Here is a 17,154-nt window from a genome sequence, read left to right as displayed (position 1 = left end):
CCGGAGAATGAGAAGGAAAAAGCTATTACTGTTGGGAGGCAGCAGCGAAGCGATAGAATTACAGCGGCGGTTACGTCAGTATCCCCAACTAGAAGTAATATTCTCCTTGGCTGGCAGTGTCAGTAAACCCCGGGTGGAGGCTTCCCGTGTCGGCGGTTTTGGTGGTGTGGAGGGTTTGGTGGGGTATATTCGACGGGAGGCTATTGACTTGTTGATTGATGCCACCCACCCCTTTGCGGCTAACATCTCCTTCAATGCCTATACTGCTGCTAACACTGTCGGTATTCCCCATCTCCAATTAGTGCGTCTTCCTTGGGAAAAACAAGAGGGGGATAATTGGATAGAGGTAAAAAGTCATCAACAGGCGGCTGATATACTCCCTGAATTGGGTAACAGAATATTCCTCACCATTGGCCGTCAGGAACTAAGTAAATATGCTCATTTACGGCAGTTATGGTTTTTAATGCGGATGATTGAGTCTCCCTCCCCCCCAATACCCCCAGGGGAGATTATATTGGCAAGGGGCCCTTTTTCTCTCCAGGAGGAGATAGAATTGTTAAAACGCTACCAGATACAGGTAATTGTCAGCAAGAATAGTGGGGGTGACGCTACCTATGCCAAAATCGTTGCAGCTAGACAGTTATCCCTACCAGTAGTCATGATTAAACGCCCCACTTTCCCCCCGGCTAATAGGGTGTTTACTGTAGATGCCGCCATTGACTGGCTACTTAATTTCCTCTAAACCCCTGGGTATTGACGTGGCGTATACACCCATTGTTTACCCCCCCGCCTTACAATTCTAGTCTGACTAGAACCTACTATGATTGTCGTGTTCATGTCTGCAGCCTGACCATTCAAGTCTATTAGTTTGATAATCTCTATCTTCTCCCCCTCCCTTGTCAAATTGTGCCCCAAAATAACAGGAGTGTAAGGCAGACGCCATTTTAACAGAATCTCCTTGGCTTTGTCTAACTGCCACCTCCTCTGTTTAGACACCGGATTGTAAAAGACAATGACAAAATCCCCTCTGGCAGCCAACTCAATCCTTTGGGCAATTATATCCCAGGGTTTAAGGAGATTAGAAAGGGAAATGACACAAAAATCATGCCCGAGGGGTGCGCCTGTTAAAGCAGCTGCAACCTGCATGGCAGATATACCTGAGGCGATTTCAATATCCACCCCCTCCCACTTGCCGGGATTTTTCTCTATCACCTCAAATAGCGTCGCCGCCATGCCATAAATCCCTACATCCCCCCCCGAAATAAGGGCCACCCTTTTGCCTTTTTCTGCCAACTGCAACGCCATTTTTGCCCTTTCTAACTCCTGTCGGTTGTCGGAGGCATGACAGACTGTCTCTGGTTTTCGCAGGTATTCTACTAAGTCTAGGTATCTGTTATACCCCACCCAGTCAGTGGCAGATAATAAAGCTTGTAGGGCTTGTGGTGTAAGTAGTGCAGTACTACCAGGCCCAATACCCACAAGAGTTACCTTTCCCCTGTTTCCCTCTACCTCATCCACATTACCCCTCCCCCTCCCAAGCCAGGTTTCGCCACTGGTAGGTTTCGCCGCCATCCCCCTTAACACCTCCCCTATTTGTCTGGCTATGCCCTTGACAGTCTCCATTTTACCTAGTAGGGGCACTATCACCCCTCCATCCTCCCCCACGGCAATAACAGGAGACTCTTGCCAATTGTCATGCAACAATGGCGTCACAGCCCGAATTAAAATGTCAGTGGTGCAAATGCCGATAATACCCACCCCCTGGCTAAATAACTCCCTCACTAACTGGCTAAAATCCTCGTATAATACATCCGCCTCCTGACACCCACTGGCTAATCCGTAAATCAAGGCATCCCCTATCCCCCTCTTTATTCTCCCGGCTGTCTGTAACCCCCTCTCATTCAAGGTGACAATGGCTAGTTTTTCCATAACTTTTACTAGGAATTAAAATCAATGACCAGTAGGTAATGTCAGACAATTGCACTTCTTCAATGGGGATTACCCTCTGATTGACCCAAGTAGCCCTCTCGATGTACAATGCCCTGTCTATCAGTCCTAATTGCCTTAAAATCTCTCTAACCTTGGGAAAGTGTCTGCCTAGTTTGATAATAGCTGCCCCATCACACCTGCTTAGCCTGTCTACTATAATCTCTCTGTGTAAGGTAGCTGGAATCACACTAAACACATCATCTCTGTAACTCAAAGGCGCGCCTAATAGAGCCGCTGCCGCCATTATGGATGAAACTCCTGGTACTACCTCCACAGGAAAACGGGGAGCTAGAATTTTGTATATATACATGAAAGTTCCATATAACATGGGATCTCCCAAGCATAAGACGGCTACATCCCTTCCTTGTTTTAGATGGGAGGCAATTTGGCTGGCAGCTGCCTCGTAATAGGGTTGGGAGGATTTTTCCCGGCTAAAAGGCAACGGATAGGGGATTTCTATCTGTTGTGGCTTAATCAGGTCGGCTACCAATGCCCTTGCCCTTGCCTTGCCATTTTCCATAGTAGGATAGGCAATAACTGGCACTGTTGTTAGAATTCTATATGCCTTCAAAGTCAACAATTCCCTATCTCCTGGCCCAATCCCTACTCCATACAATTTACCTACAGTCATACTTCCTCCTCCCTCGCCAAAGCGTTGACGGCAGCAGCAGCCATGGCGCTACCCCCTCTTCTACCATGGAGGGTAATAAAAGCCACACCCCGGGGATTTTTGGCTAATTCCCGTTTCGATTCCACCGCGCCTACAAACCCCACCGGAAACCCCAGAATTATTGCCGGTTTTGGCGCCCCTTCATCCAATAACTCCAGCAGGTGAAACAACGCCGTAGGGGCATTCCCAATCACCACCACTGCATCCTCTAGGTGGGGTAGCCATAGTTCCACTGCCGCCGCTGATCTGGTATTCTTAATTTTATGGGCTATGGTGGGCACTATTGGGTCGTTTATAGTACATATGATCTCATTTTTCGCCTCTAAACGTCTACGGATGATTCCATGTGCCACCATTTCCGAATCACACAGTATCTTTGCCCCTTTTTTCAAAGCCTCTTTCCCCTTTTCTACCGCCAGGGGGGATGCTTCCAAATCCTTTACTATATCCGTCATCCCACAAGCATGAATTAGTCTTACTGCCACTTTTGCCAACCCCTCTTCCAACCCCTTTAAACAAGCCTCCTTCCTGATTATGGCAAAGGATTGTCTATAAATCTGTTCTCCGTTCCGAAGATACTCTATCATCCCTATGTATCACTATCCTTATTGTCGTCCGTCAGCTACGGTCGTACCATCATATCCATATCGTATAATATGGGGAAACACCGCACAATGTTGCCCCCATGAAAATAGCTATTGCCCAACTCAATCCCATCATTGGCGACATTGATTACAATCTCCACAAAATTCGCCACACAGTCTCTTTGGCCTCCCGGCAAGGGGCAAAATTACTCCTCTTTCCTGAATTATCTATTTGTGGTTATCCTCCTAAAGACTTACTATTCTACAATAGTTTTATCGAAAAAATCAACTCCTCTTTGCATAAATTTGCCCAGGAAGCGCCCCCAGAAATACAAGTATTAATAGGCACAGTAACTCCCAATCCTTCAGCTTCTATACAGGGAGAAAAACCTCTTTATAATAGTGCCGCACTTTTGGCTAATGGTGAGATAAAACAATTGTTCCATAAACGGCTTCTACCTACTTACGACGTTTTTGAAGAAGCTCGTTATTTTAGCCCAGGAAATCGTGCCAACTATTTTAACATTGATGACCTCAAGATAGGCGTCACCATCTGTGAAGATTTGTGGAATGACGAGTCATTTTGGGGCAAGAAAAATTATCCTGTCAACCCCCTAGAGGATTTGCTAGAAGCAGACTTAATCATTAACCTTTCTGCATCCCCCTACGTCTGTGGCAAGCAAAAAATAAGAGAGGAAATGCTCTCACACCTGGCTAGAAATTATAACAAACCCATCATATATGTAAACCAGGTGGGGGGCAATGATGATTTGATTTTTGACGGTTACAGTTTTTCTGTTAACAAAAGCGGGGAAATAATCGCTAGAGCAAAACCATTTGCAGAGGACTTAATTTATGTAGAATATAGCCTCGGAAAAAAAGACTTATTCCCCCTCTCTCCCCCCCATCCCCTCTACCAGCAGGAAGAAGAAGAAATCTATAACGCCCTTGTTTTGGGAGTAAAAGATTATGCCCACAAGTGTGGTTTCTCTAAGGCGGTTTTAGGTTTAAGTGGTGGCATTGACTCTTCCCTGGTAGCCACAATCGCTGTTTCTGCCTTGGGAAAAGAAAATGTTTTAGGTGTTTTAATGCCTTCTCCCTATAGCTCGCAACATTCTATCTCAGATGCCCAACAATTGGCAAATAATCTGGGTATAAAAACGGAAATATTGCCAATTCAAGGTGTAATGAAAGCCTATGATGAAATTTTGTATCCCCTTTTTAAAGATACTGAATTTGGCATTGCTGAAGAAAATTTACAATCCAGAATTAGGGGCACTTTACTAATGGCAATTGCTAATAAATTCGGCTATCTCCTCCTCTCTACGGGCAACAAATCAGAAATGGCTGTGGGATATTGTACTCTTTATGGAGATATGAATGGAGGCCTGGCAGTAATTGCTGACTTGCCAAAAACTAAAGTTTATTCCCTCTGTAAATGGATTAACAGAAACCAGGAAATTATACCAGAAAATACACTGGTAAAACCCCCTAGTGCCGAATTAAGGCCTAACCAAAAAGACGAAGATACCCTCCCACCATATAACATCCTTGACGACATTCTGGAAAGATATATCCACCTCCGACAGTCTCCTGAAGAAATCGCAAAAGCCGGACACTCTCATGAGAATATTCAAAAAGTCATAACGATGATAGCAATGGCAGAATTTAAACGCAAACAGGCACCTCCTGGATTAAAAATTACTGACAAAGCATTCGGAACCGGCTGGAAAATGCCAATTGCTAGTCGCTGGTATAAGTAAATATGTCCTCAGAAAAATTATTATAAGTAGAGAGGTAGGGTTATGGAAAATGGTCACAAAAAAAGAGGAAACCACATAACCTCTGTGATTATAACCACTGTCGTTTTGTTGTTCCAGCTAACAGTCATTTCTCCCTCACTGGCACAAGAGTCGCCTACTCACAACCTAGGAGAAAAAATTTTTCAAACCCACTGTGCCGCCTGTCACCCTAATGGTAGTAATATTATAAGGAGGGGGAAGAATCTCAAATTAAAGGCACTAAAAAGATATGGTTATGATTCTCCAGAAGCCATTATCCAAATAGTCACCCAGGGGAAAAATAATATGTCGGCTTTTGGCAATCGGCTGACAGAAGATGAAATAAAGGCAGTAGCAGAATATGTGCTTACTCAGGCAAAAAATAACTGGAAATCCTAGCTTTTAACAAGGAGAGAAAAACCATGTTGTTAGGACCTGCTATAATCACAGTATCGGCTTTGATAGTCTATTTTGTAGTCACCATTAATGTGGGTAGGGCAAGGAGAAAATATAATATAATGCCTCCGGCTACCACGGGGGATGAAAACTTTGAAAGGGCACTACGAGTACAACAAAATATGTTAGAGCAATTAGTATTCTTCTTGCCCCTACTCTGGATTTTCTCCTACTACGTTAGCGAATTGTGGGGTGCAATTTTGGGGGGGATTTGGATTTTTGGAAGAGTAATATACGCCTGGGGATACTATCAAGAAGCTGGCAAAAGAGCCCCGGGTTTTGCTATTAGTAGTCTTAGTAGTATCGCCCTCCTTTTAGGCAGCCTATTTTCCCTGTCTACCTCTATTTTTAACAACCTCCCAAACCCGTAGGAATTTACAGTTACAAACCCTTATATCTTTTGCCCCCACCCACACCTCCCACAAGGGAAAATGATTATCCCCCCTCTATAGCTAATCCCCCATTCCCACTATTACCCCTATTCCCCGGCAACAGGCGAATCAGTGTTGAGTTTATACCCACCTGCGATTTTCCCCCTGCACTGTGGGAGAATGATTGTTATTCTCCTGCTTCCTACTCCGCCTAGCCTTCTCACTCCTTCTCTTAACTTTTAAAACCCATTTTCCAATCCCCATCCACTCTCCCCCTCCTTTTGCAACAGTCTTATTGCCACTTTTTTCAATGGCTTGGAGGACACAATATAATGGTTATTACCCTTAGGCGACTAGTTTTTCCCCAAGCGCAGGATAATGATTATCACCCATCTGTAATCAATTCCTCACCTCCCCCCACTATTTCCCCTTTCCCCAACAGGCAAATCCCCACTAGTAATTCTCTAATAATTTCCTCTTTGCCAATGGCCTTTTTCCCCCATTATCCTGGAAAAATATAAATTTCCCAACGACAACACCAAAATGAAAACAAATAATACCAAACCTATAGTACAGGCGTAACTGATTTCTAATTCCCGAAAGGCTTTCTCGTACATGTAATATACTACCGTCTTGGAAGCATTGTTAGGCCCCCCCTGAGTCAACATGTAAACCTCCTCAAACACCTTAGAGGCACTCAAGGCCGAAATTACAGCCACTAAGATTATATAGGGACGCATTAAAGGTATGGTAATATCAATATGTTTCTTCCATCCTACGGAACCGTCAATAGCCCCAGCTTCATACAACTCGGGAGGAATGCTTTGTAACCCGGCTAGGTAGATTACCATATAATAACCTAGCCCCTTCCAGATGGTCACTATCATAACACTCCAGATAGCCCATTTTGGATTAGTCAGCCAGCCAATTCCCTCCCTAAAGCCAAGACTTAGCCAAAATTGATTAAAAAGCCCATTAGACAAGTATATTGCCTTCCAAGCTATTCCCGCTACCACCATCGATACCACCACGGGAGTGTAAAAAGTAGTGCGAAACCAAAGAATCCCTGGGAGTTTCTGATTCACTAAAATGGCCAACAGTAGGGATAAAATTACCAAAGGTGGTACCACCCCAACAACATATAGCAGGGTATTCTTCACAGTCTGTTGGAAAACCTCATCCTGCATCAGTTTTTCAAAATTCCTCCATCCTATCCACTCTGGCGGCTGCGTCAAATCATATTCAAAGCGACTAAAACTTAAAGAAAATGCCTGAATAGCCGGGAAAAAAACTACTATAAACAAAATTGTCAACGCCGGTAACAAAAACAGATACGGTTTTAATACCTGTAGTCTACTCATGTATACCCCCATTCACCACACAGTAGCCCCATTCTAACAGTCTTTTGACTTTTATTCCCCCCTGTTAACAGAAAGAAAATTGTAAAATTCTCAGTTCATGTTATAATAATACGACCCCCATAAACCCTGTCAAAATTTACGGCAACAAAACCACAATCACCCCCCTGTCAACGACAGAATATGGTTTTTATTAAACGCATAGAATTGGAGCATTTCAAATCCTTCGGAAAAAAGACGGTAATCCCCCTACAACCAGGATTTACGGTAATCTCAGGCCCAAATGGTTCGGGAAAATCTAACATTCTAGATGGTATATTATTCTGTCTGGGATTAGCAAGCTCTCGAGGCATGCGCGCCGAAAGACTGCCAGATTTAATCAATAATAATCATCAGGAAAATGGCGGCGTATTGGAAACAGTTGTATCCGTCGTTTTTTCCCTCGATAATTTCCATGATAACCCAACAGAATCGGGAGAATTGAAAGTAACCCGCCGTCTCCGCGTTACAAAAAGTGGTAGCTATACCTCCACCTTCTACCTCAATGACTCCCCTTGTACTGCTGGAGAACTACAGGAACAGTTACTTAGGCTGCGGATTTATCCCGAGGGCTATAACATCGTATTACAGGGAGATGTAACTCGTATCATAACCATGAACAGTAGGGAGAGAAGGGAGATTATTGACGAGTTGGCAGGAGTAGCGGAATTTGATCGTAAAATTGAACAAACCTTAGTCACTCTTGATGTCGTCAAAGATAAACAAGAAACATGTCGCATCCTTCAGGAGGAATTAGTCCAAAACAGTATTAGACTCAAACAAGACGCCGAAAAAGCCGCAAAATATCAAAAACTAAAAACCGAAATTCAGGAAAAAAAACAATGGGATTTAGTCGTCAATTGGCATTATCTTCAACAGGAAAAACACAGGCTATTCCAACAAATACAAAGTCTTAACAGCCAGCAAAAATCTCTTGGCAAACAACTAGAACAGCTTCAAGAAAAAATCGTAAAACTTCAGGAGAATTTGTCCCATTTAAATTACCTCATCAAAGCCTTGGGAGAAGACGAAAAAATCAAAATTACCTCCCAGTTAGCTACGGAAAAAGTCCGAAGAGAAAACATTTGGAAAAACCTAGAAACTCTCACCGCCCTCCGGGAAGAATATGCAGCAAAAATTCAGGAAATTAACGCCAATATTGTCGTTAATGATGGCCAAATAGCTACTCTCCTTGACGAAATAAAAATCCTGGATACGAAAACAATCCCCTTCTTGGCAGCAGAAAGAAATAATATCAAAATTGCCCTACAACAAAAGAAAATACAGGCCAACTCTCTTGCCAGTAACTCCCAGGAATTGCTAAACAAACAAAGGGGATTAAACCAGGAAATCAAAGAATTACAAGACAAACTCAATCCTCTCCTCACTCAAGAAGCATTGTTGAAGGAAAGATGTGCCAACCTCTCACAACTTCTGGCAGAAAGTCAACAAAAACTGGCATTCTTAGGAGAAGAAATAAAAGCCAAGCGGCAAACAGTATTCTCCCTGGAAACGGAAGAGGAAAAATACAGACAACAAGTCCAAGAATTGACGGAGAAAATATCCCAATTGGAAGCAGATTTAAAACTACATCAGGAAACCCTCATCCGCCTAGAAAAAGAAGAAAGGGAAAAACAAAAACTATTCTACCAATTGGAGGCTACTAGACAAGCACAACAAGAAGCTCAGGGCACTACAGCCAGTAAAATTATTCTCAACTCCAACCTGTCAGGCGTCTGTGGTTTAGTGGCTCAACTGGGGGAAGTTGAGACAAAATATCAACTGGCTTTAGAAATTGCTGCTGGTAGTCGTCTCGGCTATATTGTGGTAGAAGACGACAACGTAGCCGCCTTGGCCATCCAACTATTGAAACAACAAAAAGCCGGAAGGGCAACTTTTCTCCCCCTTAATAAAATAAATCCTCCCCCCGTTTATGTGCCACAGACAGTCCGTAATGCCACAGGTTTTATTGATTTGGCTATCAATCTAGTACGATTTGAGCCTCGTTATCAACCAATTTTCGCCTACGTCTTTGGCAATACCCTTGTTTTTGACTCTCTAGAATCCGCCCGTAATTTCCTCGGCAAATACCGCATTGTAACCCTCACCGGCGAGTTACTAGAAACCAGTGGCGCCATCACTGGTGGCAGTCTTCCCCCCCGCACAACCTTTCCCTTTGGCTTCTCTTCCCCCTCTCCCATTAGCAGCCAGTTACATTCCCTTTCTGCCAGACTCGCGGAAATAGAAACAATAAGGGCCCATCTTACCACCATCCTATCACAAAAAAGGGGAGAAATGTCAACCCTCTCACTGCAATTAAATAAAACAAGACAGGATTATCACAAACAACAGTTGTTACTAGAGCACAGTAAAAAAGAAATTCAACTCCTACAAGCCGAGGTGGAAAAAATAACTACCATCTACCAGGAAAACCGTCATCATCTGCAACAAAGTCAACAGCAATTGGAAAATTTGGCCCAAGCCATTCCCCTCCTACAAAACTCCCTGGAAGACAAAATCAAAACCCTAAAGGAATTAGAGGCAACTTTTAACAGTCAGCAGTGGCAACAATTGCAGCAAACCATCTCACAACTAGAAGCATATCTGGAAGAAATTAATAGCCAGATGGAAACTGCCGAAAGACGGTTAATAACTGGCAAAGGCGAACTAGAAAAACTCCTGAGCCAGCAGCAATACTTCAAGGGCCAAATTCAGGAAATAAATCAGGAAATGACATCTAAAAATAAAAAATTTACTCAGCTAAAACAACAAGAAACATCTGTAAATGAGACTATAAAACAGCTAGAAACAAGACTGGCAGAAATAGAAGCGAAATTGAAAGAATATAAACAGCAAAGAGACAAAACGGAGGAGGAAATTAAAGAGACAGAAGATTTGAAAAAGCAGACTGAATTGCTCCTGGAGAAAACGAGGATAAAAGAGGAGGAATTACGGCTAAGACTGGAAGACATAAACAGACAAATAGGAGAGCTACCCAAGGAAATTCCAAATACACCAGGGGCGAGGCAATTATTTGAGGAGGATATAGACAAAATACAACCGGAAATTTTAGCCAAAAAACTGGAAGATATAAGAGGGGAGATTAGCCGGCTGGAGAGGAAAATAGCCGCCCTAGAGCCCGTGAATATGCTGGCCATAGAGGAGTACGAAAATAATCAGAGGAGATTGGCAGAATTATCAGAGAAAATGAATACATTGGCGACAGAAAGGAGGGAATTGCTGTTGAGAATAGAAAACCTAAAGACTCTGAGATTAAGGGCATTCAGGGAGGCATTTGAGGCGGTAAATGAAAACTTCAAGAAGATTTTTGCCACCCTTTCAGAGGGGGATGGTTATCTACAACTAGAAGACGAAAATAATCCCTTCAATGGAGGATTAAACCTAGTAGCCCACCCAAAGGGAAAACCGGTGCAAAAATTAAATTCCATGTCAGGAGGTGAGAAGTCTCTTACTGCCCTCAGTTTTATTTTTGCCCTACAACAATACCGTCCGTCTCCCTTTTATGCCTTTGATGAAGTAGACATGTTTTTAGACGGCGCCAATGTGGAAAAACTAGCAAAAATGATAAAAAAACAGGCGGAATATGCACAGTTTATAGTGGTGAGTTTGAGACGACCAATGATAGAAGCAGCGGAGAGGACAATAGGAGTAACACAAGCCCGTGGCGCCCATACTCAAGTTTTGGCAGTCAAATTGTAACCCATTCCGAATAAATAAACAAAATCCGTTATCATTAGTAACGAAATAGCAACGGCAGAAACGGCGAAAACATGACTTGTCGCAGAATCCTCTCCTGGCTAGCAGTTTTCCTGTTGAGTTGGACAATAACCGCTTGTAAGGACAGCATCGAAAGTGTACAAGCCTTCAACACTGATTCTAAAACCCCTATCCCAAAAGTAGAAAAAATAAAAGAAGTGCCTCCCCCACCCCTGATTCAACAACTAAAAGAAACCTTCGCCTACACCAAACCAAAAGTACAAATCATCTCTCCGGGCAACAATGAAACCCTAAACAGTCAACAAGTAGCCGTGAGGGTGTCTGTAGAGGGCTTAGAATTATTCAAAGACGAAGAATTACAAATGGGGCCACATCTGCTATTATTCCTGGACAACCAACCTCCACAAGAAGTTTATAGCACAGAAGAGCCCATTTTGTTATCTAATCTAGCACCCGGCACTCATACTATCAGAGTCATAGCGGCTTATCCCTGGAATGAGACTTTTAAAAACCCAACAGCCTACGCCCAAACCATATTCCATGTCTTCACCCCCACTGATGATAACAACCCCTCCCCAAACCTACCCCTTTTAACCTACAACCAACCCCAGGGGGTGTACGGGGCCGAACCACTTATGTTAGACTTTTATCTAACTAATGCCCCTCTCCATGTGGTTGCCCGGGAAAACCCCCAGGATGATATTGTAGACTGGCGCATTCGTACTACTGTCAACGGCGAGTCTTTCCTGTTAGACACCTGGGAAACCATCTATCTACAAGGATTCCAAAAAGGCACCAACTGGGTTAAACTGGAGTATGTAGACGAAAATGGCAATGTGGTCAACAATGCCTTTAATAGTACTGTAAGGGCAGTAGAATACGATCCCAGCAAACAAGACACCCTAGCACAACTGGTAACCGGCAAAATCCCCTTAGAAAAAGCCAAAGCCATTGTCATCAAAAACTACAAACCGGTAGAGGAAACACAATTGCCTACCGAAACCATTCCACCCGTCAAGACAGAAACCACTCCCCCTGCTGAAACTCCTCAGGCAGAAACTAAGACAGAAACCACTCCCCCTGCTGAAACTCCTCAGGCAGAAACTAAGACAGAAATCACTCCCCCTGCTAAAACTCCTCAAGTGGAAACTAAGACAGAAACCACTCCCCCTGCTGAAACTCCTCAGGCAGAAACTAAGACAGAAATCACTCCCCCTGCTAAAACTCCTCAAGTGGAAACTAAGACAGAAATCACTCCCCCTGCTGAAACTCCTCAGGCAGAAACTAAGACAGAAACCACTCCCCCTGCTGAGGTAGAAGAAACTACATCCACTACTCCAACCGAAACCCCAGAAAGTCAGGGTTAGACTGCATGATGACAGCCTTGCCCCTCTCCTATAATGGGAAATGTTAGGGCAAGGGTTGTCGAATTATTTACTTTGTAAATCAAAAAAAAATACAAAAACCCTAAACCCCTCCTACGGCCATTAAAGAAGAATCCAAGAAGGGGATGGTGATGAGTCGAAACACCCCGAGGATTGAGCACCTCAAACTGGGATAATAGGGATTAGCAACCGATAGGTGGAAGGATGTCAAAAGTCACTATAATTGTTAACGCCCAGGTGGAAGGGGGAAACATCAGCCGCAAATCCCCAGTAACGGAAAGAATGGCATCAGCGTTAGCCAAAAGTATCACCCAGTCGGGAAAAAACTTCCAGGTGGAAATCATTGGTGGGGCTGAGTTATGGTCGAAATCTATACAACTACCACCAGCCTCCCCTGAATATATATACTGCCCCCTTACAATAAAACTACCAGATTGGTTTGATTTCCCCGCACGCCAAGTATATGCAGCCTGTCGCGACTTGGAAGCCAGGAGGAAATGGGTGGAGGCAAAGTTTGGCTACCAAACCAGCAAAGACAACTGCTGGCTGGGGGATTTGTGGCTGCCTATCATTATGACAGAAGAAAAACTAATCTACGGCTCAATAATAGCGGAGGGGGTAATTCCTAACGACTATCGCTACCCCTACACCCTACCCTCCCCCATCCTCAAAAAACTACATCGTCTCGCTAATGACTTGTTAGACTCTATAGGGGCAATCCCCTCCGTCTATCTGCTACAATTCCGCCTTATGGGAGAGGATATCATCTTCGACCGCCTTTGGCCCTTCCCTGCCACCCCCGCTATCGCCTCCATCCATATCCAACAACCGGATTTGTTTGCCTGTCACTGGTATTGCCTGTCTCGCCAACCCATTAAGGAAATCCTTTACCCCACCCTGGCGGCGGGAAAAACTTAAAAGAACCACGAAATTTCTTAACAAAACGTTATACTCTAAAAGGGAAATGAACTAGAACTGACGGATATGCGCGTAATTCTGATGACAGGAAAAGGGGGAGTGGGAAAAACCTCCGTCGCCGCCGCAACTGGCCTAAAATGTGCCTCCCTTGGCTATAAAACCCTAGTTTTAAGTACAGATCCAGCCCACTCCCTCGCCGACAGTTTTGAGCTAGAATTGGCACATGAACCCAGACTTATCAAAGACAACCTCTGGGCGGCAGAGTTGGACGCCCTCATGGAGTTAGAAAACAACTGGGGGGCTGTAAAGCGCTACATTACTGAGGTACTTCAGGCAAGAGGACTGGATGGAGTACAGGCAGAAGAATTGGCAATACTGCCAGGGATGGACGAAATCTTTAGTCTAGTGAGGATGAAAAGGCACTATGATGAGGGAGATTTTGATGTACTGATTATAGACTCGGCCCCCACAGGCACAGCCTTACGTCTATTAAGTCTACCAGAGGTGGGCGGGTGGTACATGCGCAAATTCTATAAACCCTTCCAAACCATGTCAGCAGCCTTACGCCCCATTTTTGAGCCCATCTTTAAACCCATTGCCGGTTTCTCTCTCCCCTCCAATGAGGTAATGGAGGCACCCTATGAATTCTACCTCCAAATCGAAGAATTAGAAAAAGTCCTTACCGACAACACCCAAACCACCGTCCGTCTTGTTACTAACCCCGAAAAAATGGTAATAAAAGAGTCCCTCCGCGCCCATGCCTATCTTAGCCTTTATAATGTGGCCACTGACCTGATAATTGCTAATCGTATTATCCCAGAAACCGTAGAAGACCCTTTCTTCCAAAAGTGGAAAGAAACCCAGAAAATCTACAAGCAACAAATATATGACGACTTCCACCCCCTCCCCGTAAAGGAAGTACCCCTCTTCCCCGAGGAAATGTGTGGTTTGGCAGCCCTAGAAAGACTTAAAGACACCCTCTACCCCGGCGACGAAGACCCAACTCAAGTATACTACCGGGAAAATACTATCAGAGTAGTCCAAGAAGACAAAACCTACAGTCTCGAACTATATCTACCAGGCATCCCCAAACAACAAATAAAACTAAACAAAACCGGCGATGAATTAAATGTTAGAATAGGAAACCACCGTCGTAACCTGGTTTTGCCCCAAGCTTTGGCTACCCTCTCCCCCGCCGGCGCCAAAATGGAAGGAGACTACCTTAAAATTAAATTCGCCACCACTAAGGCCCCTTGACAGTTAACAACTGTCTCTTTTCCCTGGTAAAATCATAGCAAATCTGTTCTCAACCCATTCTTGTCATGATTAGAGCCTCTATTACTCGAATTCTCGCCTCTGTCTTGGCCTTTACCCTCTTTTTTGCTTATACCCCCCCCCTCCTAGCTGATAGTCTTACTGGGAACTACGTAAATGACACAATAGAAGTGGTACAAGAGTTAACCAGGGCAGTAGAATTGCCAGCAGATGCCCCACCAGAAGTGAAAAAAGAAATACAAGCCCAAGCCCGTAGAAAAATTAACGACTATATAGCCCGCTATCGTCGCAATAACAAGTATAATGGATTAAGATCCTTTACCACTATGCAAACCGCTCTTAATTCCCTGGCAGGTTACTATACGTCCTATGGCACCCGACCACTACCAGATAAACTAAAACAACGTATACTACAGGAATTTAAACAAGTAGAATTCGCCCTGAAAAAAGGATACTAGAATATATAAGTCGGCTTAGAAAAAAGGAGGAGAGTTATTTGGCAAAAGAATATAGGGTTGCCATACTAGGGGCAACAGGCGCTGTCGGCACGGAGTTAATCCACATCCTGGCAGAGCGGAAATTCCCCATAAAAGAACTAAAATTATTAGCATCCCCCCGCTCCGCAGGCACTAAAATACCTTTCCAAGGAGAGTTGCTAGAAGTAGAGGCTACCACGGAACAAGCCTTTACCGGCATGGATTTAGTCTTGGCATCCGCCGGCAGCAGCACCTCTAAACAGTGGGCCAGCAAAATTGTGGCGGCAGGCGCCGTCATGATAGACAACTCCAGTGCCTTCCGCCTAAATCCCGATGTGCCACTAGTGGTGCCGGAAATAAACCCCCATGCCGCTGCAAACCATAAAGGTATTATTGCTAACCCAAACTGTACTACCATACTCCTAGGAGTTGCTATATACCCCCTACACCGGCAGCAGCCCATCCGAAGAGTAGTGGTGGCAACCTATCAGTCAGCTAGTGGGGCAGGCGCAAGAGCAATGGAGGAATTAAAAGCCCAAGCGGAGGCGATTGTTAGGGGCTCACCTCCAAAAACCGAAGTGCTACCCTATCCCCTCGCCTTTAACCTCTTCCCCCATAACTCTCCCCTTCAGCCTAATGGCTATTGTGAGGAAGAGATGAAAATGGTTAATGAAACCCGCAAAATCTTCGGCGATGACAACATCCGCCTAACCGCTACCTGTGTAAGAGTACCTGTACTACGAGCCCACTCAGAAGCGGTAAACCTGGAATTTTCCCAACCCTTCCCCGTGGAAAAAGCAAGGGAAATCCTCTCCCAAGCCCCGGGAGTTAAACTGGTAGAAGACTGGCAACGTAACTACTTCCCAATGCCTATAGACGCCACCGGCAAAGACGAAGTATTGGTAGGGAGAATCCGTCAAGACATCTCTAACCCTAATGCCCTAGAATTATGGTTGTGTGGCGACCAAATCCGCAAAGGCGCCGCCCTGAATGCCGTCCAAATCGCTGAACTGCTGGTGGCCGAAAATCTCCTCTAATACATGCCCTATCCCCTTGACCCCAAATCCTAACCCCCCTATACAGTGATGAGTGACTATCTTTTTGGTCGAGTTTTAACCGCTATGGTGACACCCTTTACCGCTGATGGCGCCGTTAACTATGCCATGGCGGAAAGGCTTGCCTACCACCTAGTTACTAATGGCAGTGATGGCTTGGTGGTCTGTGGGACTACAGGAGAATCCCCCACCCTGGAAAGCGAAGAAAAATACGAATTGTTAAGAGTTGTAAAACAGGCAGTGGCCGGCACCGGCGCCAAGATTATCATGGGCACGGGTAGTTATTCTACCGCCCAAGCCGTCGCCCAAACCAAAAAAGCCCAACAAATCGGCGTGGATGGCTGTCTCCATGTAGTGCCCTATTATAATAAACCACCCCAGGAAGGCCTCTATCAACACTTTAAAGCCATCGCCCAAGCTTGCCCAGACCTCCCCATAATGTTGTATAACATCCCAGGACGTACAGGCAGGAATCTGTCCCCCGAAACTGTAGCCCTCCTGTCACAAGACTGCCCCAATATCGTCGCCATCAAGGAAGCCAGTGGAGACTTAGAGCAAACCGCTAAAATCCGTCTTCTAACCCCTGACAATTTCCTCATCTACTCCGGCGAAGACTTCTTAACCCTCCCCATGATGACAATGGGTTGTATCGGTGTCGTTAGTGTCGCAAGTCATCTAGTGGGCAACCTTATCCAACAAATGATTCAAGCCTATCAAAAAGGAGATACCTCCCTCGCCCAACAAATCCAACTCCGACTATACCCCCTCTTCAAAGTTTTGTTTTGTAATACAAACCCTATACCGGTAAAGTATGCTCTCCAGCTACAAGGGTGGGATGTGGGCGGCGTTAGACTCCCCCTCTCCCCCCTCCCCCCACAGCAACAAGATGAGGTCAAAAATGTCCTCTCCCAACTCCATCTTCTCTAATCCCCCCAGCCCCCTTTTTAATCTTACTTGTATTAAAATAACAATAACCTGTATCTCCTAGGAAAAATTGTTGCGGGTTTTTCTTTTTATTCTACCGGGTTCAAAATCAGGTTTACCAAGAGTAAATAAGAA

General features: G+C 44.7%; 15 protein-coding genes. 11 read left to right on the top strand and 4 right to left on the bottom strand.

Features of this window, described 5'->3' with window-relative positions:
- Nucleotides 1–7 precede the first annotated feature (7 nt).
- The gene (locus IGQ44_01935; protein ID HIK36738.1) at nt 8–742 is read left to right on the top strand and encodes a cobalt-precorrin-6A reductase; all 735 of its coding nucleotides are present in this window, start codon (nt 8–10) and stop codon (nt 740–742) included.
- Here the strand turns inward: IGQ44_01935 and cobJ are convergent.
- From cobJ to IGQ44_01920, 3 genes are read right to left on the bottom strand one after another with little or no spacing between them, the layout of a single operon-like run.
- Nucleotides 739–1,929 (bottom strand): precorrin-3B C(17)-methyltransferase, encoded by a 1,191-nt coding sequence (gene cobJ, locus IGQ44_01930; protein HIK36737.1) that lies wholly within the window; start codon nt 1,927–1,929, stop codon nt 739–741. The genes IGQ44_01935 and cobJ overlap by 4 nt on opposite strands.
- Entirely contained in the window at nt 1,898–2,620 is a 723-nt protein-coding gene (gene cobI / locus IGQ44_01925; protein HIK36736.1) for a precorrin-2 C(20)-methyltransferase, read from the bottom strand. The genes cobJ and cobI overlap by 32 nt, the downstream gene beginning before the upstream one ends.
- The gene (locus IGQ44_01920) at nt 2,617–3,246 is read right to left on the bottom strand and encodes a precorrin-8X methylmutase (protein ID HIK36735.1); all 630 of its coding nucleotides are present in this window, start codon (nt 3,244–3,246) and stop codon (nt 2,617–2,619) included. Before IGQ44_01920 ends, cobI begins: the two co-directional genes overlap by 4 nt.
- 98 nt (nt 3,247–3,344) lie before the next feature.
- On the opposite strand from IGQ44_01920, the gene IGQ44_01915 reads away from it, so the two are divergent.
- From IGQ44_01915 to IGQ44_01905, 3 genes are read left to right on the top strand one after another with little or no spacing between them, the layout of a single operon-like run.
- Nucleotides 3,345–5,006: an NAD+ synthase gene (locus IGQ44_01915; protein HIK36734.1), complete on the top strand. Its 1,662-nt coding sequence runs from the start codon at nt 3,345–3,347 to the stop codon at nt 5,004–5,006.
- Between the two features lie 42 nt (nt 5,007–5,048).
- Nucleotides 5,049–5,423, top strand: coding sequence for a c-type cytochrome (locus tag IGQ44_01910; protein HIK36733.1), 375 nt, complete (start codon nt 5,049–5,051; stop codon nt 5,421–5,423).
- Between the two features lie 23 nt (nt 5,424–5,446).
- Complete coding sequence (locus IGQ44_01905; GenBank protein ID HIK36732.1) at nt 5,447–5,851, top strand: MAPEG family protein; 405 nt, start codon at nt 5,447–5,449, stop codon at nt 5,849–5,851.
- 464 nt (nt 5,852–6,315) lie between these two features.
- On the opposite strand, the gene IGQ44_01900 is transcribed toward IGQ44_01905, so the two are convergent.
- Complete coding sequence (locus IGQ44_01900; protein HIK36731.1) at nt 6,316–7,224, bottom strand: sugar ABC transporter permease; 909 nt, start codon at nt 7,222–7,224, stop codon at nt 6,316–6,318.
- A gap of 168 nt (nt 7,225–7,392) precedes the next feature.
- Here IGQ44_01900 and smc point away from each other — a divergent pair, with 168 nt between their 5' ends.
- The 7 genes from smc to dapA all read left to right on the top strand — a co-directional run bounded on the left by smc (nt 7,393) and on the right by dapA (nt 17,022).
- A complete protein-coding gene (gene smc / locus IGQ44_01895; protein HIK36730.1) occupies nt 7,393–10,968 on the top strand; it encodes a chromosome segregation protein SMC in 3,576 nt (1,191 codons plus the stop codon).
- A 71-nt stretch (nt 10,969–11,039) separates the two neighbouring features.
- Nucleotides 11,040–12,353: a hypothetical protein gene (locus IGQ44_01890; GenBank protein HIK36729.1), complete on the top strand. Its 1,314-nt coding sequence runs from the start codon at nt 11,040–11,042 to the stop codon at nt 12,351–12,353.
- 222 nt (nt 12,354–12,575) lie between these two features.
- Nucleotides 12,576–13,289, top strand: a complete 714-nt coding sequence (locus tag IGQ44_01885; GenBank protein ID HIK36728.1) for a hypothetical protein — start codon at nt 12,576–12,578, stop codon at nt 13,287–13,289.
- Between the two features lie 66 nt (nt 13,290–13,355).
- Complete coding sequence (locus IGQ44_01880; protein HIK36727.1) at nt 13,356–14,546, top strand: TRC40/GET3/ArsA family transport-energizing ATPase; 1,191 nt, start codon at nt 13,356–13,358, stop codon at nt 14,544–14,546.
- Between the two features lie 65 nt (nt 14,547–14,611).
- Nucleotides 14,612–15,022 (top strand): photosystem II protein Psb27, encoded by a 411-nt coding sequence (gene psb27 / locus IGQ44_01875; GenBank protein HIK36726.1) that lies wholly within the window; start codon nt 14,612–14,614, stop codon nt 15,020–15,022.
- Between the two features lie 38 nt (nt 15,023–15,060).
- On the top strand, nt 15,061–16,077 hold the full coding sequence (locus tag IGQ44_01870; protein ID HIK36725.1) for an aspartate-semialdehyde dehydrogenase: 1,017 nt from the start codon (nt 15,061–15,063) through the stop codon (nt 16,075–16,077).
- A 48-nt stretch (nt 16,078–16,125) separates the two neighbouring features.
- Entirely contained in the window at nt 16,126–17,022 is an 897-nt protein-coding gene (gene dapA, locus IGQ44_01865) for a 4-hydroxy-tetrahydrodipicolinate synthase (protein ID HIK36724.1), read from the top strand.
- Nucleotides 17,023–17,154 lie beyond the last annotated feature (132 nt).

The sequence above is a fragment of the Geminocystis sp. M7585_C2015_104 genome (assembly GCA_015295805.1).
Classification (GTDB): domain Bacteria; phylum Cyanobacteriota; class Cyanobacteriia; order Cyanobacteriales; family Cyanobacteriaceae; genus DVEF01.
The sequence above is the reverse complement of the archived record's forward strand: the minus strand, read 5'-3'. Positions and strand labels throughout refer to the sequence as shown.

Bases quoted from the DNA above. Each gene is read 5' to 3' on its own strand.
- IGQ44_01935 (HIK36738.1), top strand. From the start codon at position 8: ATGAGAAGGAAAAAGCTATTACTGTTGGGAGGCAGCAGCGAAGCGATA.
- cobJ (HIK36737.1), bottom strand. From the start codon at position 1,929: ATGGAAAAACTAGCCATTGTCACCTTGAATGAGAGGGGGTTACAGACA.
- cobI (HIK36736.1), bottom strand. From the start codon at position 2,620: ATGACTGTAGGTAAATTGTATGGAGTAGGGATTGGGCCAGGAGATAGG.
- IGQ44_01920 (HIK36735.1), bottom strand. From the start codon at position 3,246: ATGATAGAGTATCTTCGGAACGGAGAACAGATTTATAGACAATCCTTT.
- IGQ44_01915 (HIK36734.1), top strand. From the start codon at position 3,345: ATGAAAATAGCTATTGCCCAACTCAATCCCATCATTGGCGACATTGAT.
- IGQ44_01910 (HIK36733.1), top strand. From the start codon at position 5,049: ATGGAAAATGGTCACAAAAAAAGAGGAAACCACATAACCTCTGTGATT.
- IGQ44_01905 (HIK36732.1), top strand. From the start codon at position 5,447: ATGTTGTTAGGACCTGCTATAATCACAGTATCGGCTTTGATAGTCTAT.
- IGQ44_01900 (HIK36731.1), bottom strand. From the start codon at position 7,224: ATGGGGGTATACATGAGTAGACTACAGGTATTAAAACCGTATCTGTTT.
- smc (HIK36730.1), top strand. From the start codon at position 7,393: ATGGTTTTTATTAAACGCATAGAATTGGAGCATTTCAAATCCTTCGGA.
- IGQ44_01890 (HIK36729.1), top strand. From the start codon at position 11,040: ATGACTTGTCGCAGAATCCTCTCCTGGCTAGCAGTTTTCCTGTTGAGT.
- IGQ44_01885 (HIK36728.1), top strand. From the start codon at position 12,576: ATGTCAAAAGTCACTATAATTGTTAACGCCCAGGTGGAAGGGGGAAAC.
- IGQ44_01880 (HIK36727.1), top strand. From the start codon at position 13,356: ATGCGCGTAATTCTGATGACAGGAAAAGGGGGAGTGGGAAAAACCTCC.
- psb27 (HIK36726.1), top strand. From the start codon at position 14,612: ATGATTAGAGCCTCTATTACTCGAATTCTCGCCTCTGTCTTGGCCTTT.
- dapA (HIK36724.1), top strand. From the start codon at position 16,126: ATGAGTGACTATCTTTTTGGTCGAGTTTTAACCGCTATGGTGACACCC.